The 18,952-nt window shown below is 66.0% G+C and carries 20 protein-coding genes; 16 read left to right on the forward strand and 4 right to left on the reverse strand.

The annotated features are described in order from the left end of the window. Position 1: 1 nt before the first annotated feature. Genes F1609_RS22260 through F1609_RS22275 form a run of 4 tightly spaced genes read left to right on the forward strand, consistent with a single transcriptional unit; the run spans position 2 to position 3,626 of the window. Positions 2-1,183, forward strand: coding sequence for a beta-ketoacyl-ACP synthase (locus F1609_RS22260; protein ID WP_167078849.1), 1,182 nt, complete (start codon positions 2-4; stop codon positions 1,181-1,183). Then, positions 1,180-1,656, forward strand: coding sequence for an ApeP family dehydratase (locus F1609_RS22265; protein ID WP_167078850.1), 477 nt, complete (start codon positions 1,180-1,182; stop codon positions 1,654-1,656). Before F1609_RS22260 ends, F1609_RS22265 begins: the two co-directional genes overlap by 4 nt. Further along, entirely contained in the window at positions 1,657-2,400 is a 744-nt protein-coding gene (locus F1609_RS22270) for a 3-ketoacyl-ACP reductase FabG2 (protein ID WP_167078851.1), read from the forward strand. Continuing rightward, entirely contained in the window at positions 2,397-3,626 is a 1,230-nt protein-coding gene (locus F1609_RS22275; RefSeq protein WP_167078852.1) for a beta-ketoacyl-ACP synthase, read from the forward strand. The genes F1609_RS22270 and F1609_RS22275 overlap by 4 nt, the downstream gene beginning before the upstream one ends. Positions 3,627-3,647: 21 nt before the next feature. On the opposite strand, the gene F1609_RS22280 is transcribed toward F1609_RS22275, so the two are convergent. Beyond that, complete coding sequence (locus F1609_RS22280; RefSeq protein ID WP_167078853.1) at positions 3,648-4,082, reverse strand: Sbal_3080 family lipoprotein; 435 nt, start codon at positions 4,080-4,082, stop codon at positions 3,648-3,650. Positions 4,083-4,273: 191 nt separating this feature from the next. Between F1609_RS22280 and F1609_RS22285 the strand changes: the two genes are divergently transcribed. After that, complete coding sequence (locus tag F1609_RS22285) at positions 4,274-5,869, forward strand: methyl-accepting chemotaxis protein (protein WP_167078854.1); 1,596 nt, start codon at positions 4,274-4,276, stop codon at positions 5,867-5,869. A 36-nt stretch (positions 5,870-5,905) separates the two neighbouring features. After that, complete coding sequence (locus F1609_RS22290) at positions 5,906-6,967, forward strand: porin (RefSeq protein WP_167078855.1); 1,062 nt, start codon at positions 5,906-5,908, stop codon at positions 6,965-6,967. Positions 6,968-6,998: 31 nt separating this feature from the next. On the opposite strand, the gene F1609_RS22295 is transcribed toward F1609_RS22290, so the two are convergent. Both F1609_RS22295 and F1609_RS22300 read right to left on the reverse strand, forming a co-directional pair. Next, positions 6,999-8,291, reverse strand: a complete 1,293-nt coding sequence (locus F1609_RS22295) for a WD40 repeat domain-containing protein (protein ID WP_167078856.1) — start codon at positions 8,289-8,291, stop codon at positions 6,999-7,001. A gap of 100 nt (positions 8,292-8,391) precedes the next feature. After that, positions 8,392-8,952, reverse strand: coding sequence for a PAS and helix-turn-helix domain-containing protein (locus F1609_RS22300; protein WP_167078857.1), 561 nt, complete (start codon positions 8,950-8,952; stop codon positions 8,392-8,394). A 153-nt stretch (positions 8,953-9,105) separates the two neighbouring features. Between F1609_RS22300 and F1609_RS22305 the strand changes: the two genes are divergently transcribed. Further along, entirely contained in the window at positions 9,106-9,804 is a 699-nt protein-coding gene (locus F1609_RS22305) for a CoA transferase subunit A (protein ID WP_167078858.1), read from the forward strand. A 17-nt stretch (positions 9,805-9,821) separates the two neighbouring features. Next, complete coding sequence (locus F1609_RS22310) at positions 9,822-10,472, forward strand: 3-oxoacid CoA-transferase subunit B (protein ID WP_167078859.1); 651 nt, start codon at positions 9,822-9,824, stop codon at positions 10,470-10,472. Here F1609_RS22310 and F1609_RS22315 read toward each other — a convergent pair. Next, positions 10,459-10,695 carry a hypothetical protein gene (locus F1609_RS22315; RefSeq protein WP_167078860.1) on the reverse strand — a complete coding sequence of 79 codons (237 nt, stop codon included), beginning with the start codon at positions 10,693-10,695 and terminating at the stop codon, positions 10,459-10,461. The two genes, F1609_RS22310 and F1609_RS22315, sit on opposite strands and share 14 nt — an antisense overlap. 62 nt (positions 10,696-10,757) lie before the next feature. Between F1609_RS22315 and F1609_RS22320 the strand changes: the two genes are divergently transcribed. From F1609_RS22320 to F1609_RS22355, 8 genes are all read left to right on the forward strand, one after another. After that, positions 10,758-11,399 (forward strand): response regulator, encoded by a 642-nt coding sequence (locus F1609_RS22320; RefSeq protein WP_167078861.1) that lies wholly within the window; start codon positions 10,758-10,760, stop codon positions 11,397-11,399. Between the two features lie 205 nt (positions 11,400-11,604). Beyond that, entirely contained in the window at positions 11,605-12,357 is a 753-nt protein-coding gene (locus F1609_RS22325; protein ID WP_308609496.1) for an alpha/beta fold hydrolase, read from the forward strand. After that, on the forward strand, positions 12,341-14,488 hold the full coding sequence (locus F1609_RS22330) for an ATP-binding protein (RefSeq protein ID WP_167078863.1): 2,148 nt from the start codon (positions 12,341-12,343) through the stop codon (positions 14,486-14,488). The genes F1609_RS22325 and F1609_RS22330 overlap by 17 nt, the downstream gene beginning before the upstream one ends. A 17-nt stretch (positions 14,489-14,505) precedes the next feature. Further along, entirely contained in the window at positions 14,506-14,922 is a 417-nt protein-coding gene (locus F1609_RS22335) for a response regulator (protein ID WP_167078864.1), read from the forward strand. 8 nt (positions 14,923-14,930) lie between these two features. Beyond that, positions 14,931-16,079 (forward strand): methyl-accepting chemotaxis protein, encoded by a 1,149-nt coding sequence (locus tag F1609_RS22340; protein ID WP_167078865.1) that lies wholly within the window; start codon positions 14,931-14,933, stop codon positions 16,077-16,079. Positions 16,080-16,108: 29 nt separating this feature from the next. Beyond that, positions 16,109-16,477, forward strand: a complete 369-nt coding sequence (locus F1609_RS22345) for a response regulator (protein WP_167078866.1) — start codon at positions 16,109-16,111, stop codon at positions 16,475-16,477. Beyond that, positions 16,474-16,773, forward strand: a complete 300-nt coding sequence (locus tag F1609_RS22350; protein WP_167078867.1) for an STAS domain-containing protein — start codon at positions 16,474-16,476, stop codon at positions 16,771-16,773. Before F1609_RS22345 ends, F1609_RS22350 begins: the two co-directional genes overlap by 4 nt. 12 nt (positions 16,774-16,785) lie before the next feature. Next, complete coding sequence (locus F1609_RS22355; RefSeq protein WP_167078868.1) at positions 16,786-18,894, forward strand: chemotaxis protein CheA; 2,109 nt, start codon at positions 16,786-16,788, stop codon at positions 18,892-18,894. Positions 18,895-18,952: the final 58 nt, after the last annotated feature.

Consider the following 18,952-nt stretch of genomic DNA (forward strand, 5'->3'; position numbering starts at 1 on the left):
TATGAAGCTGTTTCTGAACGAATGCGGAATCGTGTGCGCGCTGGGCGACTCGCATGAGGAGATCAAGCGCCGCCTGTTTGCCGGCGAGAGCGGCATCGCTCCGACCGACGCCTGGTCGCCGGGACGCGTGCTGCCGCTCGGGCGCGTCATGAGCGCGCTGCCGGACGGCGCCGCGCTCCCGCTTGGCCAGCGCAGCCGCAACAACCGGCTGGCCCTGGCCGCGCTGGCCCAGATCCGCCCGGCCGTCGACGCCGCCGTGGCGCGCTACGGCGCCAACCGCATCGGCATCGTGATCGGCACCAGCACCTCGGGCATCGCCGAAACCGAAGCGGCGCTGCAGGCGCACTTCGCCGGTGCGGCGCTGCCGCTTGACTTTCACTATGCGCAGCAGGAGATGGGTTCGCCCGCCGCCATGCTGGCCCATGAACTGAAGGTTACGGGTCCGGCCTACGCCCATTCGAGCGCCTGCGCGTCCGGCGCCAAGGCGATCGCCAGCGCCGCGCGCCTGATCCGCATGGGCCTGTGCGACGCCGTCGTCACCGGCGGCGTGGACACCTTGTGCGGCTTTACGGTGGCCGGCTTTTCGGCGCTCGAATCGGTCAGCGCGGCGCGCTGCAACCCCCTGAGCGCCAACCGCGCCGGTATCAACATTGGCGAGGGCGCGGCCCTGTTCCTGATGACGCGCGAGCCGGCCGCGGTCGCCCTGTGCGGCTGGGGCGAAGCCTCCGACGGTCACCACATGTCGGCGCCCGATCCGGCCGGCAGCGGCGCGCGCCTGGCGATTGCCGAAGCGCTCGGGCGCGCCGGCCTCAAACCTGCGCAGATCGACTACATCAACCTGCACGGCACCGCCACCATCCAGAACGATGCGATGGAGTCGCGCGTGGTGCACGACCTGTTCGGCCCTGAGGTGGCGGTCAGTTCGACCAAGGGTTTTACCGGCCACGCGCTGGGCGCGGCCGCCGCACTGGAAGCGGCGCTGATCTGGCTGGCCATGCAGGCTGACAATCCGGAAGGCCTGCTGCCGCCGCAGTTGTGGGACGGCGTGCCGGATGCGGCGCTGCCGGTCCTGAACGTGGCCGCGCCGGGTGCGCGCCTGGGCCGCCCGCTCGACTGGGCGCTGAGTAACTCGTTTGCCTTCGGCGGTTCGAACGCCACCTTGATCCTGGGACGGACCCGATGAACAGCGACAGCTTCCCCGATATCCGCGCGCTGGTCCCGCACGAAGGCGAGATGGTGTTCCTCGACCGCGTGCTCACGGCCGGCACCAGCACCCTGTGCGCGGAAGTGACGATCGGCCAGCACAGCGTGTTCTTCGACGCGGCAGGTCCCGAACCCGGTGTGGGTTCATGGGTCGGCATCGAATACATGGCGCAGGCGATTGCCGCCCACGCCGGCTTTTTGGCGCGCCTGCGCGGCGACGCGGTGCGGGTGGGCTTTTTGCTCGGTGCGCGCCGCTACACGGCCAATGTGCCCCTGTTCACGCTGGGCAGCGTGCTGCATGTGCACGTCCAGCACGTGCTCCAGGGCGAGAATGGCCTGGGCGCGTTCGACTGCCGCATCGACGATGGCGCTACGGCGGCGAACCTGGCCAACGCCACCATCACGGTGTTCCAGCCCGATAACGTTAACGAATTTTTGCAGCGGAGTTTTTAGATGGATAAGCAGAGCAGTATCAACCAGACAGTATTGGTGACCGGTTCCTCGCGCGGCATCGGCAAGGCCATCGCGCTGCGCCTGGCGCGCGACGGCTACGATATCGTCGTCCATTGCCGCAGCCAGCGCGCCGAAGCCGACGCGGTCGCGCGCGAGATCGAGGCCATGGGCCGCCGCGCGCGCGTGCTGCAATTCGATATCGGCGAGCGCGATGTGGCGTCCGGCGCGCTGCTGGCCGACATCGAACAGCATGGCTGCTACTACGGCGTGGTGTGCAACGCCGGCGTGGCGCGCGACAATGCCTTCCCGGCCATGAGCGGCGAGGACTGGGACATCGTCCTCAAGACCAATCTCGATGGCTTCTACAACGTGCTCAATCCCCTGGTCATGCCGATGGTCCAGCGCCGCAAACCTGGCCGCATCGTCACCATGGCCTCGGTGTCCGGCCTGGCCGGCAACCGCGGGCAGGTCAATTACAGCGCGGCCAAGGCCGGCATCATCGGCGCCACCAAGGCGCTGGCGATCGAACTGGCCAAGCGCGCCATCACCGTCAACTGCGTAGCCCCCGGCCTGATCGAAACCGACATGATCGGCGACGTCCCGCTGGACGAAGCGCTCAAGATGATTCCCGCCAGGCGGATCGGCAAACCGGAGGAAGTGGCGGCGGCGGTGAGTTTTCTGGTCGGCGCCGATGCCTCGTACATCACGCGCCAGGTTATCTCGGTCAATGGAGGCATGGTATGACGCGCCGCGTGGTCGTCACCGGCATGGCCGGCATCAGCCCGTTGGGCAACGACTGGACCGCGATCCGCGCGCGCCTGGGCGAGTACCGCAACGCCATCGTGCAGATGCCCGACTGGGCCGGCTACGAAGGCCTGAATACCAACCTGGGCGCGCCGGCCGCGCCGTTCGCACTGGGTGAACGCTTTCACCGCAAGGCCATCCGCAGCATGGGGCGGGTGGCGCTGATGGCCACGCGCGCGAGCGAAATGGCGCTCGGACACGCCGGCCTGCTCGACCATCCGCTGCTCAAGAGCGGGCGCATGGGCGTCTCGTTCGGTTCCTCGGCCGGCACCCCGAGCGCGATCGGCGACTTTGGCCGCATGATGGAAGAGCGCAGCACGCGCGGCATCAACGCCACCACCTACATCAAGATGATGGCGCATACGGCGCCGGTCAACATCGGCGTGTTTTTCGGCCTGACCGGGCGCGTGATCACCACCTCGTCGGCCTGCACCTCGGGCAGCCAGGGCATCGGCTACGCGTACGAAGCGATCCGCAACGGCCAGCAGACCGCCATGGTCGCCGGCGGCGCCGAGGAGCTGTGCGCCACCGAAGCGGCGGTGTTCGATACCCTGTTCGCCACCAGCACGCGCAACGACGCGCCAGGCAGCACGCCACGCCCGTTCGACGGCGCGCGCGACGGCCTGGTGATCGGCGAGGGCGCCGGTTGCCTGATCCTGGAAGAGCGGGAGCATGCGCTCGCGCGCGGCGCCACCATCCATGCGGAGCTGGTGGGCTTCGGCACCAACAGCGACGGCTGCCACGTGACCCAGCCGAATGCGGCGACCATGAAGATTGCGATGGAACTGGCCCTGGCCGACGCCGCCCTGGCGCCCGCCGCCATCGGCTATGTCAATGCGCACGGCACCGCCACCGAGCAGGGCGACATCGCCGAATCGCACGCCACCCACGCCATGTTCGGCGCGCGCATGCCGATCAGTTCACTGAAAAGCTACATGGGCCACACCCTGGGCGCCTGCGGCGCGCTGGAGGCGTGGATCAGCATCGAGATGATGCGCGAGGGCTGGTTTGCGCCGACCATCAACCTGGAGCAGGTCGATGAACGCTGCGCGCCGCTCGACTACATCCGCAGCGAGGGCAGGCGCATCGACACCGACTACATCATGACCAACAACTTTGCGTTCGGCGGCATTAACACCTCGCTCATTTTCAAGCGGGCCGGCTGAAGCGCAGCATGCCGCACTCCGTCACGATCCGGCCGTGCCCGGGAACAGCTGGTCGACCAGCTCGGTGATTTTCTTTTCCGCACCGATGAACTTGCCCATATTGCCGCCGCCGCGCGTGGCGTCGTAGGTCGCCTTGCCGGCCTGCTTGCCGTCCTTGTAGACGATGATCTCGGCATACGCCATGTACATCGCCATGTCCCATCGCCAGTTGGCTGTGTAGGTCGAGGTGACCGGGCAGGCGATCAGCGAGGCGCCGCTCTCGAGGCGCTTGACCTCGTAGCCTCTGTTGCTCAGCGCGCGCTCGTAGGCATCGAGGAAGGTGGCGCGCACATTCCCATTCTGGGAAATACAGACCGTTTTGCTGTCGAGCCGGGCGACAGGCTTGACGTTTTGATGGATCGCGCAGCCGCTCAAGGCGAACAGGGCGAGGGAAGCACAGGCGAGTCTGGACATCATATAATTTCTTATTGGAAATAATTGGCTTTGAACTATAGCATTGCATTTCCACGTAAACATAGTGTGTTCATCTGAAACTAAAAGTTTGTTAGCGAACACTTAAAAAGCAACGCTTATCTGCGAATAGTTCGACATGGATCAAGCCGAGGCATAGAATCGACAGTTGTACAACGGAAACTAAAGAGGTCTCCATGTCCTGGTTCTACAATCTGAAGATTGCCCGCAAGCTGATGCTGGTGTTTGCGCTGGTCGTTGCGATGGCCTGTGGCCTGGGCGTGTTTTCGATCAGCCAGCTGGTCAAGGTGCGCGACGCCTCGAACGATATTGCCACCAACTGGCTGCCGTCGGTACGCTACCTGGGGCAGGTGCAGGCCTCGCTGTCGCGCTACCGGATCTCGGAAGCGACCCACGTCCTGCTGCCCGATGAAGCCGACATGCTGGCCACCGACAAGTCGATGGCCACGCGCCTGGAAACCCTGCGCAAGCAGCAGGAATCGTACGCCGCCCTGATGACCGAAGCGGAGGAAACGCGGCTCTACAAGGAACTGACGGTGGCGCTCGACAACTACCTTGTTGAAAGCACGAAGGTGACGGCCCTGTCGCACGCCGGCAAGAAGGATGAGGCGCGCGCCGCCTTCCGTGGCCCGTCCAACAAGCTGTTCCGCCAGATTAACGAAGCGCTCGACGCCATCATCAAGATCAACGACAGCGGCAGTGCGGCCTCGGCGGCCTCGGCCATGCAGACTTACCAGATGGCGCGCAAGCTGATCATCGGCAGCCTGGTGGCGCTGGCGCTCATCGGTTTGCTGCTGGCCGTGGGCCTGGCGCGCATCGTGGCGCGCCCCTTGCAGGAAGCGGTGGCGATCGCCGGACGGGTAGCCGGCGGCGACCTGAGCGGCGTGATCGTGTCCTCCAGCAGCGACGAAACCGGCCAGCTGATGACGTCCCTGCGCAGCATGAACGACAGCCTGCTGGGCGTGGTCCAGCAAGTGCGCAGCGGCACCGATACGATTGCGCTGGCCTCGGCCGAAATTGCCAGCGGCAACCTGGACCTGTCGAGCCGCACCGAGGAGCAGGCCAGCTCGCTCGAAGAAACTGCCTCCGCCATGGAGGAACTGACCGCCACCGTGCGCCAGAACGCCGACAACGCGCGCCAGGCCAACCAGCTGGCATTGAGCGCCTCGACCATCGCCAGCGACGGCGGCGCCGTGGTCAACGACGTGATCAACACCATGGAATCGATCAGCGCTTCCTCGCGCAAGATCGTCGACATCATCAGTGTCATCGACGGCATCGCCTTCCAGACCAATATTCTGGCGCTCAACGCCGCCGTCGAAGCGGCGCGCGCGGGCGAGCAGGGCAGGGGTTTCGCGGTGGTCGCCTCTGAAGTGCGCAACCTGGCCCAGCGCAGCGCCGCCGCCGCCAAGGAAATCAAGCAGTTGATCGACAACTCCGTGTTCCAGGTCGACGCCGGCACCGCGCTGGTGCAGCGCGCCGGCAGCACCATGACCGAGGTGGTAGTCAGCGTGCGCCGCGTGAGCGACGTGGTGGCCGAAATCTCGGCCGCCAGCCACGAGCAGAGCAGCGGCATCGATGAAGTCAACAAGGCCATCGTGCAGATGGATGAAGTGACCCAGCAGAACGCCGCGCTGGTCGAACAGGCGGCCGCCGCGGCGGGCGCCTTGCAGGAGCAGGCCGATCACCTGGCGCGCGTGGTCAGCGTGTTCCGGCTCGACAGCGCGGGTGCGCCGGCAGCGGGCCGTCCGGGCGCGCGCGCCGTTCATTAAACGCCGCAAGGCCCCGTATCCTCTACCGGAGAACCAATGAAACCTATCTCGTTCGCAGTTGCCATCCTGGCCCTCGGCGCCGGCGCCGCGGCCCAGGCCCAGTCCAGCGTGCAAATCTACGGACTGCTCGATGCGGGCGTCGATTATGCGTCCGATGCGGGCGCGGGCGGCAAGTCGGCCACCCGGGTCAGTTCGGGCGGCATGAACACCTCGCGCTGGGGCTTGCGCGGCAGCGAAGACATCGGGGCCGGCCTGAAAGCGGTGTGGAATCTGGAAGGCGGGGTGCTGATGGATAGCGGCGGGGCCGATGGCGCGCTGTTCCGGCGCCAGGCCTACGTGGGCCTGGACGGCAAGTTCGGCCGCGTGGTGTTGGGGCGCTCGTTTACCAGCGTGTACGACACCGTGATCCAGTTCGACCCGATGGGCTTTGCGCCTTTCTATTCCTGGGCCACCAGCGGACCGGCCACCGGGCCGTCCAAGTACGGCATGACGACCGGCTTCGACAACATGGTCAAGTATTCTGGAACGAGCGGCGCCTTCAAGTACGGCGCGACCTACGGCTTCGGCGAACAGAGTAGCGGGGCGCGCGACAGCGCAAAAATCGCCACCGCGGTCAGCTACAGCGCCAATGGCCTGGGCTTGATGGGCACCTGGGAGCGGGTCAACGGCAACACGCTGGCGGCCAGCGGGCGGCGCGACGAAACCACCGTCATCCATGCCGGCGCGACCTTTGAAACCGGCGCCTTCAAACTGTATCTGGTCGGGCGCGATTACCAGGCCGAACCGGGCAACCGCACCCTGCGCGATGTGGAAGGCAAGACCGTGTGGGCCGGCGTGGCCTGGAAGGGCTTGCCGAACACCACCATCACCGGCGCGGTCTACAAGATCGATGTCGGCAATGTGGGCGGCGGCACCGATGCCGATCCGGTTTTATATGTTGCGCGCTATCGCTATGCGCTCTCGAAACGTACCGATGTCTACGTGGCGGCGGCGTATGCCAAGGCCAGGAATGCACGTTTGACTGGCCTCTCGCGCGACGATGCCGGCTTTGCCGATACCCAGCGCGGCGTCATCACTGGGGTGCAGCACCGCTTCTGAGCGGGCGGCCGCAGCGGCCGACCGGATTCTTTTACCAGAGCAGCGGCCGCCCGAAACTGGCCCAGAACAGCCAGCGCTGCGTCTCGCGGTGTCCGCCGGTGCCGATCTGCCACGGCGCGGCCTTGCCGGCGTCGAGGCGGATGGTGGAAATGAAGCCGGCGCATGTCGACACCACCAGGGTGTTGCCGTCGGCCGAGATATCCATCGCCATGATGCTCGAGCCGACGAAGTGGAACCAGTGCTTGCGGCCGGTCGGACCGAAGGCGCGCAGATAGCCATTCGCATCGCCGATGATGAACTCGCCCTGGCGGTGCACCGCCGCATACACGCGCGCGCCTTCCTGCACGGTGGGGGTGCGCGGGTCGTTGCCGTAGAAATCGGTATCCAGGCCCGGGAAATCCTTGACGTTCACGGCCAGGGTGGCGCCTTCATAAAAATGGCAGGCGTTGAAGATGGCCATCTGGCTGTCGCCGCTGAAAGCGGCGTAGTGCGGATACTCGCTCACCCGGCCGATGCTCGACACCATGTTCAGTTCAGCATCGAACACCTGGTGCGCGCCATCCTGCCCACCCACCGCGATCCACTTGCCGTCCGGCGAAATGGCGCCGTGCTCCATGTCCAGCCGCACCGGCAAGCCATCTTCTTCCAGCGACTCGGCGTTCGGCCACAGGCGCCGCGCACCCCCGGCCGCCAGTACATAGATGCCGACTGCGCTCACCAGCAGCACGCGCCGGCCGTCCGGGAAGGGGATCAGGCGGGTCGGGCGCGGGCGGTCTTCCAGGTCCTCTCCCTCCATGCCTTCGGGCAGGTCTTCATGTCCGGTCGGCCAGGCCAGCCCGGCAACCTTGGGGCCGAGCCAGCCGTCGGTGACGGTCACGCCTTCGTCATTGCAGGTGGCAAAATAGCGGCGCTGCGGGCAGCGCCCGATGAAGTCGATGCCCTCGACATCGGTGCAGGTGCTGCCTTGCAGATGCAGCACCGGGCCATCCTGGTAGGGGGCGCCGGCGCGCAGCAGCATGCTGCCGTCGTCCAGCAACAGCAGTTCCGAACTCTTGATGCCTTGCGAATCGAGCAGGTCGGCCAGCGGCGCGTGGGCCGGCGGCCATGCCTTGCGGAAGGCGTCGTGCGCGGCCTGGTCCTTGCCCGGCTGGTTGACTTCATGCAGCGCTTCCAGCCAGTGCGGCACCAGATGCGCCATCGGCGGCATGGACGGCTCTACGCCGGCCTGGTCCCAGCCGTCGGCCAGGCCGATGCGCACGAAGTCGTTAATGGCGTCGGCATAGCCGATCACCTCTTTTTGCCATTCTGCCTGGGGAGAAGTCATGCTGTTATTCCTGATTGTGAGCGGGTAAGATGAGCTGAAAATATTGGCAAGAAAATATTGCCGGAAATATATTAACAGAAATCCTGGCGCAACAGAAATCTCAGCGGCTGACCCCAAGCAGTTTATGCACCAGCTCGGACGAGGTGGAGGCGGAGAATTTGCGCATCAGCTTGGCGCGATGCATTTCCACGGTGCGGGGGCTGAGGTCGGTTTCGCGGGCGATCACCTTGCTGGTCTTGCCCTCGACCAGCAGGGCGGCGATTTCGCGTTCGCGCGGGGTCAGTTCGGCCGTGACCGGGCGCTTTTCGCTGACATCTTCGAACGTCCAGACCCCGGCGCCGAGCGGCTCGCGCGCATCGAGGGCGCGCCCGCTCACATGGCACCAGAACAGTTCGCCGCCGGCGCGGCGCATGATGCGCTCGTCCGAATACACGCCGCGCGCGTTCATCACCGGAATGATGCGGTCGCCCGTGCGCAGGAATTCATCCATGGTCGGATACAGCACCCGGAACGACTCGCCATCGAGCGCGCCGTGCAGATAGCCGAACATCGAGGTCAGTGCATCGTTGCTGGACTGGATCACGCGATCGATCGAAATGCACATGCCCACCGGCGCGTGGCGAAAAATGGTTTCGTAATCGATGGCGTATGATGCGGTCATTGGCGGTGTTCAGGGGTTACGCGGCAGTCAACATGACGGAAAGCAGCCCGTAGTTCTACGGTATTGTGCTTTTGATGCGCGTATTTTATGCTGAGAATCCACTATGCAGTGGAGTATGGAAGATTTTAGCTTAACTATAAAAAGGGACAGGGAATGAACAAAGTTTATCCTGACGCGGCATCGGCGTTGGCCGGCATCGTGAGCGATGGCCAGACCATCGCAGTCGGCGGCTTCGGCCTGTGCGGCATACCGGAAGCGCTGATCCTGGCCTTGCGCAACAGCGCCGTCAAGCAGCTCACGGTGATCTCGAATAATGCCGGCGTGGACGACTTCGGCCTCGGCCAGTTGCTCACCACGCGCCAGATCAAGAAAATGATTTCGTCCTACGTGGGCGAGAACAAGGAATTCGCGCGCCAGTACCTGGCCGGCGAACTGGAACTTGAATTCACGCCGCAAGGCACGCTGGCCGAAAAGCTGCGCGCCGGTGGCTCGGGCATTCCCGCGTTTTTTACCAAAACCGGGGTCGGCACCATTGTCGCCGACGGTAAAGAAGTGCGCGAGTTTGACGGAGAACAATACGTGATGGAGCGCAGCCTGGTAGCCGATGTGTCGCTGGTCAAGGCCTACATGGCCGACCGCGCCGGCAATCTGGTGTACCGCAAGACGGCGCGCAACTTCAACCCGAACGTGGCGCAAGCCGGCAAGATCACCATCGTCGAAGTCGAAAAACTGGTGGAAGTGGGCGAGCTCGATCCCGACCAGGTGCATACGCCGAGCATTTTCGTGCACCGCATCGTGGTCAACGCCACGCCGGAAAAGCGCATCGAACAGCGCACCGTGCGCACCAACTAAGAGCACAGGAGAAGAAGATGGCATGGACTCGTGATGAAATGGCCGCGCGCGCGGCGAAAGAATTGCAGGATGGTTTTTATGTGAACCTGGGCATCGGCCTGCCGACCCTGGTGGCCAACTATGTGCCGGCCGACATGGAAGTATTCCTGCAGTCCGAAAACGGTTTGCTCGGCATCGGCCCGTTCCCGCTGGACGCCGACGTCGACGCCGACCTGATCAACGCCGGCAAGCAGACCGTGACGGCCTTGCCGGGCGCTGCCTACTTCAGCTCGGCCGATTCCTTCGGCATGATTCGCGGCGGCAAGATCAACCTGGCGATCCTGGGCGCGATGCAGGTCTCGGCCAAGGGCGACCTGGCCAACTGGATGATCCCCGGCAAGATGGTCAAGGGCATGGGCGGCGCGATGGACCTGGTGGCCGGCGTCAAGCGCGTGGTGGTGGTGATGGAACACGTGGCCACGGCCAAGGATGGTTCGACCTCGCATAAAATCCTGCCGGCATGCGACCTGCCGCTGACCGGCGTTGGCGTGGTCGACCTGATCATTACCGACCTGGGCGTGATCGACGTTACCCCGGCCGGCTTGACACTGGTGGAACTGGCGCCCGGCGTGACCAAGGAGCAAGTACTGGCCGCCACTGGCGCCGAACTCGACGTCAGCGCGCTATAACATACAGCGCCCGCGCGGCGCAATTGCGGTTCAAACGAAACAGCACCGGCGTGAACACCGGTGCTTTTTTTTCGTCTGTATGCACGGAATGATCGTAGAATTGCCCAACGGGTTTTGATTGCATTTCTTTAAGGTTTTGTCGCCAAAGAAATGTAAGTACTGGTTCGTCACCGTGCATTGCACTGGAGAAAACATTACTTACCCACTCATCACGCACGATCACGCTTCGCCACGCCGCAGGTCCGGCGGGCGAAACTGCGCGCTCAGCCGTCCATGGCTTCGCCCATGACCCGGCCGGTCCGCATCCTCCTGATCGACGACCACACGGTGGCGCGTTACGGCCTGCGCCTGATGCTCGCCGGCGCCGCCGAGCTGCAAGTGAGCGGCGAAGCCGACAGCGCCGCCGCCGCCCTGCACCTGCTGCGCAGCGAATCCTTTGACGTGGCCCTGCTCGACATCAACTTGCCCGACAAAAATGGCCTGGAACTGCTCAAGCAGTTGCGCGAACTGCATGGGGGCCTGGCGGTGCTGATTGTGAGCATGTATGGAGAGGATATTTACGCGCTGCGCGCCCTCAAGCTGGGCGCGGCCGGCTACCTGACCAAGACCTGCAGCGCCGACAGCCTGGTCGAGGCGGTGCGCAAGGCGGCCGGCGGCGGCAAGTACGTCACGCCCTCGCTGCTGCAAAAGCTGGCCGGCATGCTCGGCGGCGGCCCGGGCGGGGTACTGCACGACGCGCTCACCGACCGCGAGCTGGAAATCTTCCGCATGATCGCCTCGGGCGAAAGCCTGGTCGGCATCGCCGCCGCCCTGCATCTGAGCCCGAGCACGGTCACCACCTACCGCGCGCGTATCCTCGACAAGATGGACCTGAAGAGCAATGCCGAACTGACACGCTACGGCCTCGATCACGGCTTGTTAGGCTAACAAGCAAGCGACAGCGTGTAGTCGATCCACTACAGCGCCCCCGGACAAAGCCCCGACATACGATCACACAGATCCACGATAGCTAGTTTTTTACCCAGCAGCAATACTTGAACCCAAGGCGTAATTACACGCAGTATGAACCGGGGGCAGGATGTCTGCATTGAGGAAAAACAATGTTCGTGTTGATGGGGCGGGGCAGCAAGCCATGCTGTTCGCCCACGGCTTCGGCTGCGACCAGGGCATGTGGCGTTTCGTCGAACCATCCTTCCGCGCCGGATACCGCACGGTGCTGTTCGACCATGTTGGTTCCGGCGGCGCCGACCTGGCCTGCTACGACCCGCAGCGTTACGATTCGCTGGTCCAGTACGCCGACGACGTGCTCGACATCTGCGCCGAACTCCAGCTCGAACAAGCCGTGTTCGTCGGCCATTCCGTGTCCGCCATGATCGGCGTGCTGGCCGCGATCAAGCAGCCGCAACTGTTTTCGCGGCTGGTGCTGGTGTGCCCGTCGCCGTGCTACATCAACGACAGCGACGACGGCGCAACCGGCTACGTGGGCGGCTTTTCGCGCGGCGACATCGCCGGCCTGATCGACTTTTTGGACGATAACTTCGTCGCCTGGTCGGGCGCCATGGCCCCCACCATCATGGGCAACCCCGAGCGGCCCGAACTGGGCCAGGAGCTCGAGAGCAGCTTTTGCCGCACCGACCCGACTTGCGCGCGCCAGTTCGCCCGCGTCACGTTCTTGTCCGACAACCGGCCCGACCTGGCCCTGCTGCGCACGCCCGCCCTGATTTTGCAGGCCAGCGAGGACGCGATCGCGCCGCCCTGCGTGGGAGACTATCTGCATCAGGCGCTGCGCGGCAGCACCCTGGTCCGGATGGCGGCGCGCGGCCACTGCCCGAACCTGAGCGCGCCCCAGGAAACCGTGGCGGCGATCCATGACTACCTGCGCTGAGGACACCGCCATGAACCCGTCCGATTGCGCAATCGCACCCGCCCTGCTGTCCCTCATGGAGCAGGGCGCCGTCGACCAGTACCAGCAGGCGCCGGTCGGTTTCGTGTGCCTGTCGGTCGACGGCTGGATCGGCACGCTCAACCAGACCATGCTCGACTGGACCGGCTACCGGCGCGAGGAACTGGTGGGCCAGATCCGCTTCCAGGACCTGATCGGCGCGGGCGCCCGCATCTTCTTCGACACCCACCACGCGCCGCTGCTGTTGATGCAGGGTTTTGTCAACGAAATCGCAATCAACCTGCGCGGCAAGGACGGCGCCCTGATTCCGGTGCTGGTCAACTCGGTGCTCAGGCGCGACGCCGACGACCGCCCGTTGATGATCCAGATGTCGATCTTCAACGCCAGCGAGCGGCGCCGTTACGAACGCGAACTGCTGCAGGCCAAGCGCGCTGCCGAGCAGGCCGCCATCACCCTGGAGCACCGGGTCGAGGAGCGTACCAGCCTCCTGGCCGGTGCCCTGGCCCACGCCGAAGCGGCGGTGCAGGCCAAGAACGACTTCCTGGCCAACATGAGCCACGAAATCCGCACGCCGCTCAACTGCATCCTCGGCATGGCGGCGCTGGCGCTGGAAGGCGCGCCGGACGCGCGCCAGCGCAATTACCTCGACAAGATCGGCCAGTCGGGCCAGCACGTGCTCTCCATCGTCAGCGAGATCCTCGATTTCTGCAAGATGGAAGCGGGCAAGCTGCAGATCGAGCAGCTGCCGCTGAACATGAAGAGCGTGATCGCCGAAGCGGCCGCCGGCTTCGCGTCGATGGCGCGCGAGAAGGGACTGGCGCTCAAGGTACACATCGAGGACAACGTGCCCGAACGCGCCGTGGGCGACGCGCTGCGCATCGCCCAGATCCTCGGTAACTACATCGGCAACGCCATCAAGTTTACCGAGCGCGGCGAAATCATTATCGACGCCTGCCTGATGGGCACCGAACGCGAACGCATGCGGGTGCGGGTCGAAGTGCGCGACAGCGGCATCGGCATCTCGCCCGAAGAGCAGCAGAATCTGTTCCAGCCCTTCCACCAGGCCGACAGTTCGACCACCCGCAAATACGGCGGTACGGGCCTGGGGTTGGCCATCTGCCGCCAGCTGGCCGACATGATGGACGGTACCGTGGGCGTGACCAGCGCACGCGGCGTGGGCAGCCTGTTCTGGTTCGAGGTGCGCCTGGCCGCGCCGGCCCCGGCCATGCTGCCGCAACTGTCGCGCAACAGCGATCAGGTCGGCCGCTACGAGCCGGTCGAGCGCACCATGGCGCGCCTGGCGGGCAAGCGCCTGCTGCTGGCCGAAGACAATCCGCTCAACCAGGAGCTGACCCGGATCCTGGTCGAACGCGCCGGCGCCACCATGGCGCTGGCCGGCAACGGCGCCGAAGCGCTGGTGGCGCTGGCCGGCGGCGACTTCGACTGCGTGCTGATGGACGTGCAGATGCCGGTGATGGACGGCCAGTGCGCGGCGCGCCACATCCGCGCCGACGCCCGCCTGAACCACCTGCCGATCATCGCCATGACCGCGAATGCCTTCAACAGCAACCGCGATGACTGCCTGGCGGCCGGGATGGACGACTTCCTGGTCAAGCCGATCGAATCGGGCCTGTTTTACCGCACGGTGGCGCACTGGATCGACGGCGGCGATGCGCGCCTGGCGCCGGCGCCGGTGGACGACGGCGAAGGCGCCGGCGCGCCCACCCCCGGCGAGTCGGGCGAGACCATGTCGCTCAGCGTGCTCGCCGCGCTGGTCGACAACGACCCCGACACCATGAGCCGCCTGCTGCGCATCTTCCTCGACAACGCGCTCAGCACTGCGGGCGAACTCGAAGCGGCGGTCAAGGCCGGCGCGCTGGATGAGATGAAAACGCTCGGGCACCGCCTCAAGTCGTCGGCGCGCGCGGTCGGCGCCATGCGCCTGGCCGACACCTGCCAGGCGCTCGAACAGGCCGGCGGCATCGAGCAAGCCGCGGCGCTGGTGGGACAACTGCCGGCCATGCTCGAGACGCTGCGGCGCGAGCTGGCGGCGAGCCACCTGGTCCCGCCCGACACCGGCGCCGAAGCACGATCGCCACATCAATTCAACTAAAAAAGCGAGCCCAGAACATGACCGCCACCTCCACCCCGACCACGCTCGCCGCGCTGCACGTCCTGCTGGTCGACGACGACCCCTTCATGCTCGAACTGCTGGGCAGCATGCTCAACAAACTGGGCGTCACGCGCGTCTCGCAGGCCGCCGACGGCGAACGCGGCGTGGCGGCCCTGGCCAGTGGGCGCGGCATGCCCGACGTGGTCATCTGCGACATCCACATGCCCGGCAAGGACGGCTTCCAGGTGATGGAGGCGATGGCCGCCGGCGGCTACAAGGGCGCGGTGGTGCTGCTGTCGGGGATGGACGCGCGCACCCTCAATTCGGCCGCGCTGATGGCGCGCTTCCACCACCTGAATGTGCTCGGCGTGATGACCAAGCCGGTTTCCAGGGCCGCGCTGGCGGACCTGCTGGCCAGGGTCCGGTCCCTGTAGGAGCGATGATGCAAACCTCGACCCTCGATTTTTCCGATTCCCCCGCGCGGCGCCTGCTGGCCTGGCGCCACCTGCCGGCGCTGGCCGCCTGCGCCGCGGCCGCCTTGCCGCTGCTGGGCGAGTCGGGCTGGCTGAAACTGGCGGCCCTGGCCGGCGTGGTGGCCGCCTGCGCCTGGGGCGCCGCGCGCGCGCCGGCGCCGCCGGCAGCCGGTGACGTCGCCGTCGCCGCCGCCGCGCCGGCCCCGGATGGCGCGCAGATGGCGGCGCTGCTGGCCGACGTGCTGCCGGTATGGGAACACCACGTGGCCTCGGTGCGCAGCCAGTCCGAAGAAGCGATCGGCCAGTTGATTACCTCGTTCTCGTCGATCCTGGCGCGCTTCGACGCCGCCGGCTTCCAGGGCGCGCATGGCGACACCGGCGGCGCCGGCTCCGGTTCCGCCATCAGCCTGCTGACCCTGTGCCAGCGCGAACTGGGACCGGTGATCGCGGTGCTCCAGAGCGTCATCGACAGCAAGGCGGGCCTGTTGGGCCACGTGCGCTCGCTGTCGGACACCATCGCCGAACTGAAGGAACTGTCGACCGAGGTGAGCCTGATCGCCGCCCAGACCAACATGCTGGCGATTAACGCTTCGATCGAGGCCGCGCGCGCCGGCACCGCGGGACGCGGCTTTGCCGTGATCGCGGCCGAAGTGCGGCGCCTGTCGTCGTCCTCGTCGGACATCGGCAAGCGCATCACCGAGCGCATGAACCTGGCCTCGAGCACCATGTGCACCACCCTCGAAGTGGCGGGGCGCGCCGACGAGAGCGACCGCGAAGCGATGGTGTCGTCGGGCCACGTGATGGAAGACGTGCTCTCGCACGTGCGCGAACTGGCCGCCTCCACCGAATCGATGAAAAGCAACGGCGGCGCCCTGCGCGGCGACGTCGCCGAACTGCTGGTGGCGCTGCAGTTCCAGGACCGCATCCGCCAGATCCTCGAAGTGGTCAGCGCCGACATGCTGCGCATGCAGCAGGCCCTGGGCGAGGGCGCGGCGCTGCCGGGCGCGCAGCAGTGGCTGGGCGAACTGGGTACGCGCTACACCATGGCCGAGGAACACCACGCGCACGCCGCGCCGGCCGCCGCTGCGGCGGCTGACGATGAAGTCACGTTTTTCTGAAATCACCAACGACATAACAAGAGGGAACCATGGCAAAGACAATCATGATCGTCGACGATTCGAGCTCGGTGCGCCAGGTGATTGGCATCACCCTGCGCGGCGCGGGCTACGAAGTGCTCGAGGGCTGCGACGGCAAGGATGCGCTGACCAAGCTCGATGGGCGCAAGGTGCACCTGATCATCAGCGACGTCAACATGCCGAACATGGACGGCATCAGCTTCGTCAAGCAGGTCAAGCAGCTGGCCAATTACAAGTTCACGCCGGTGATCATGCTCACCACCGAGTCGGCCGAGGAAAAGAAGCGCGAAGGCCAGGCCGCCGGCGCCAAGGCCTGGGTGGTCAAGCCGTTCAAGCCGGACGTGCTGCTCAATGCCGTGCAAAAGCTGATCCTGCCATGAGCGCTGCACTGGCCCGCGTGCTGCGGCTCGAGCCCGAACTGACCATCTACAGCGCGGCCCAGGTCAGGCAGACGCTGCTCGACGCGCTGGTGGCGCGCGATGCGCTCACGCTCGACCTGACCGACGTGTGCGAAGTCGACAGCGCCGGCGTGCAGCTGCTGCTGGCGGCTGTGCGCCATGCCGGCGCGCAGGGCGTGGCGCTGCAGCTGGCCGGCCACAGCGACGCCGTGCGGGAAGCGTTTGCGCTGCTCGGGCTCGATGCGCAGCTCGCGCCCCGTTTCATCAACGCCAACTGACGCGAGGTCCGCATGACACTCGATGACGCCCTGGTCACCTTTATCGCCGAATGCGGCGAGCTGCTGCAGGACATGGAGGCGGCGCTGCTTTCGATCGCCGATAGGGGAGCGGGAGCCGATGGCGAAGCGGTCAACGCCATCTTCCGCGCCGCCCACACCATCAAGGGCTCGGCCGGCCTGTTCGGACTCGATCATATCGTCGCCTTTACCCACGTGGCCGAAAGCGTGCTCGATGTGGTGCGCACCGGCGACTGCCCGCTCGATGCGGACCTGGTGGCGCTGCTGCTGTCCTGCCGCGACCATCTGGGCCTGTTGATGGCCACCGTGCAAAGCGAGGGCCTGGCCGAAGACCTGTCCCTGACCGAAGCCGGCCAACCCTTGCTGGCGCGCCTGCAGCGCTATCTGCAGCCGTGCGCCAGTGCGCCGCAGCCGGCCAGCGACCTGTGGCACATTGCCTTGCGTTTCGGTCCGCCGGTGCTGTGCAACGGCATGGACCCGATGTCCTTCCTGCGCTACCTCGGCACGCTGGGCACGATCGAACGCATCGAGACGCTGGCCGACACCTTGCCGCCGCTGGCCGAGATGGACCCCGAGTGCTGCTACCTCGGCTTCGAGATCGGCCTGCGCAGCGTTGCCAGCAAGGCCGACATCGAAGGCGTGTTCGAATTCGTGCGCGACGACTGCCACATCGCGATCACGCCGCCGGCCAGCACCATGACCGACGCGATCCGCCAGATCGAAGCGAGCCCGGACACGCCGGAGCGCCTGGGCGACACGCTGGTGCGCACCGGCAGCGTCACGCGCGCCGAACTGGCCAGCGCGCTGCACGAGCAGGCCAGCGGCGACGGCAACCGCCCGATCGGCGAAATCCTGATCGCCCAGGGCGCCGCCGCCGCACCGGTGGTCGAAGCGGCGCTGGCGCGCCAGGGCAAGGCGCGCGACGCCCGTGGCCTGGACGGCAGCAGCATCCGGGTCGACGCCGAAAAACTCGACCGCCTGATCAACCTGGTCGGGGAACTGATCATCACCACCGCCAGCGCCAACCTGATTGCGCGGCGCGCCCGCAACGTGCAGTTCCAGGAATGCAGTTCGACCCTGTCGGCGCTGGTGGAAGAGGTGCGCAACAGCGCGCTGCAACTGCGCATGGTGAAAATCGGCGCCACCTTCAACCGCTTCCAGCGCGTGGTGCACGACGTGGCGCGCGAACTGGGCAAGGACATCGCCCTGCATGTCAGCGGCGAAGACACCGAACTCGATAAAACCGTGGTCGAAAAAATCGGCGACCCGCTTACCCACCTGGTGCGCAACGCCATGGACCACGGCATCGAAGCGGCCGAGGTGCGCACTGCGCGCGGAAAGCCGGCGGCCGGCGCCATCGCCCTGCATGCCTACCACGACTCGGGCACGATCGTGATCGAAGTGGCCGACGATGGCGGCGGCTTGAACCGCGAGCGCATCCTGGCCAAGGCGCTCGAGCGCGGGCTGGTCGAGCCGGGCCGCCTGCTGTCCGATGCGGAAGTGTTCGCACTGGTGTTCGAGCCGGGCTTTTCGACCGCCGAAAAAGTCACCAACCTGTCCGGGCGCGGGGTCGGCATGGATGTCGTCAAGCGCAACATCACGGCGCTGCGCGGCACGGTCGGCATCGACAGCATCGAAGGCATGGGCACCACCGTTACGGTGCGCCTGCCATTGACGCTGGCGATCATCAACGGCTTCCAGGTCGGGGTGGGGCGCTCGGTGTTCGTGATCCCGCTCGACATGGTCGACGAATGCGTGGAACTGCGCGCCGAAGCGGGCCACGATTTCGCCGACCTGCGCGGCCAGATTTTGCCGCTGCTGCGCCTGCGCCAGCTGTTCGCGGTCGATGGCGTGCCCGGTGCGCGCCAGAGCGTGGTGGTGGTCAAGTACGCCGGCCAGCGGGTCGGGCTGGTGATCGACACCTTGCTGGGCGAATCGCAGACGGTCATCAAACCGCTCGGCAAACTCTTTCAAAAGCTCGACTGCATCAGCGGCTCGAGCATCCTGGGCAGCGGCGAAGTGGCGCTGATCCTCGACGTGCCGGCGCTGCTGCGCGCGGCTCCCGCAGCGGCGGCGCCCCGGCCCGAGGCGCTTATGAACTGAGCCACGCCAGCCGCGTCAACGTGCACTGCGTGTTGTTTCAAGCGACACCGGAATCATC

The sequence above is a fragment of the Massilia aquatica genome (genome assembly GCF_011682045.1).
GTDB classification, from domain to species: Bacteria; Pseudomonadota; Gammaproteobacteria; order Burkholderiales; family Burkholderiaceae_D; genus Telluria_A; species Telluria_A aquatica.

What these genes read in the sequence shown, in the direction of transcription:
- F1609_RS22260 (WP_167078849.1), top strand. Translation starts at nt 2, where the DNA reads ATGAAGCTGTTTCTGAACGAATGCGGAATCGTGTGCGCGCTGGGCGAC.
- F1609_RS22265 (WP_167078850.1), top strand. Translation starts at nt 1,180, where the DNA reads ATGAACAGCGACAGCTTCCCCGATATCCGCGCGCTGGTCCCGCACGAA.
- F1609_RS22270 (WP_167078851.1), top strand. Translation starts at nt 1,657, where the DNA reads ATGGATAAGCAGAGCAGTATCAACCAGACAGTATTGGTGACCGGTTCC.
- F1609_RS22275 (WP_167078852.1), top strand. Translation starts at nt 2,397, where the DNA reads ATGACGCGCCGCGTGGTCGTCACCGGCATGGCCGGCATCAGCCCGTTG.
- F1609_RS22280 (WP_167078853.1), bottom strand. Translation starts at nt 4,082, where the DNA reads ATGATGTCCAGACTCGCCTGTGCTTCCCTCGCCCTGTTCGCCTTGAGC.
- F1609_RS22285 (WP_167078854.1), top strand. Translation starts at nt 4,274, where the DNA reads ATGTCCTGGTTCTACAATCTGAAGATTGCCCGCAAGCTGATGCTGGTG.
- F1609_RS22290 (WP_167078855.1), top strand. Translation starts at nt 5,906, where the DNA reads ATGAAACCTATCTCGTTCGCAGTTGCCATCCTGGCCCTCGGCGCCGGC.
- F1609_RS22295 (WP_167078856.1), bottom strand. Translation starts at nt 8,291, where the DNA reads ATGACTTCTCCCCAGGCAGAATGGCAAAAAGAGGTGATCGGCTATGCC.
- F1609_RS22300 (WP_167078857.1), bottom strand. Translation starts at nt 8,952, where the DNA reads ATGACCGCATCATACGCCATCGATTACGAAACCATTTTTCGCCACGCG.
- F1609_RS22305 (WP_167078858.1), top strand. Translation starts at nt 9,106, where the DNA reads ATGAACAAAGTTTATCCTGACGCGGCATCGGCGTTGGCCGGCATCGTG.
- F1609_RS22310 (WP_167078859.1), top strand. Translation starts at nt 9,822, where the DNA reads ATGGCATGGACTCGTGATGAAATGGCCGCGCGCGCGGCGAAAGAATTG.
- F1609_RS22320 (WP_167078861.1), top strand. Translation starts at nt 10,758, where the DNA reads ATGACCCGGCCGGTCCGCATCCTCCTGATCGACGACCACACGGTGGCG.
- F1609_RS22325 (WP_308609496.1), top strand. Translation starts at nt 11,605, where the DNA reads ATGCTGTTCGCCCACGGCTTCGGCTGCGACCAGGGCATGTGGCGTTTC.
- F1609_RS22330 (WP_167078863.1), top strand. Translation starts at nt 12,341, where the DNA reads ATGACTACCTGCGCTGAGGACACCGCCATGAACCCGTCCGATTGCGCA.
- F1609_RS22335 (WP_167078864.1), top strand. Translation starts at nt 14,506, where the DNA reads ATGACCGCCACCTCCACCCCGACCACGCTCGCCGCGCTGCACGTCCTG.
- F1609_RS22340 (WP_167078865.1), top strand. Translation starts at nt 14,931, where the DNA reads ATGCAAACCTCGACCCTCGATTTTTCCGATTCCCCCGCGCGGCGCCTG.
- F1609_RS22345 (WP_167078866.1), top strand. Translation starts at nt 16,109, where the DNA reads ATGGCAAAGACAATCATGATCGTCGACGATTCGAGCTCGGTGCGCCAG.
- F1609_RS22350 (WP_167078867.1), top strand. Translation starts at nt 16,474, where the DNA reads ATGAGCGCTGCACTGGCCCGCGTGCTGCGGCTCGAGCCCGAACTGACC.
- F1609_RS22355 (WP_167078868.1), top strand. Translation starts at nt 16,786, where the DNA reads ATGACACTCGATGACGCCCTGGTCACCTTTATCGCCGAATGCGGCGAG.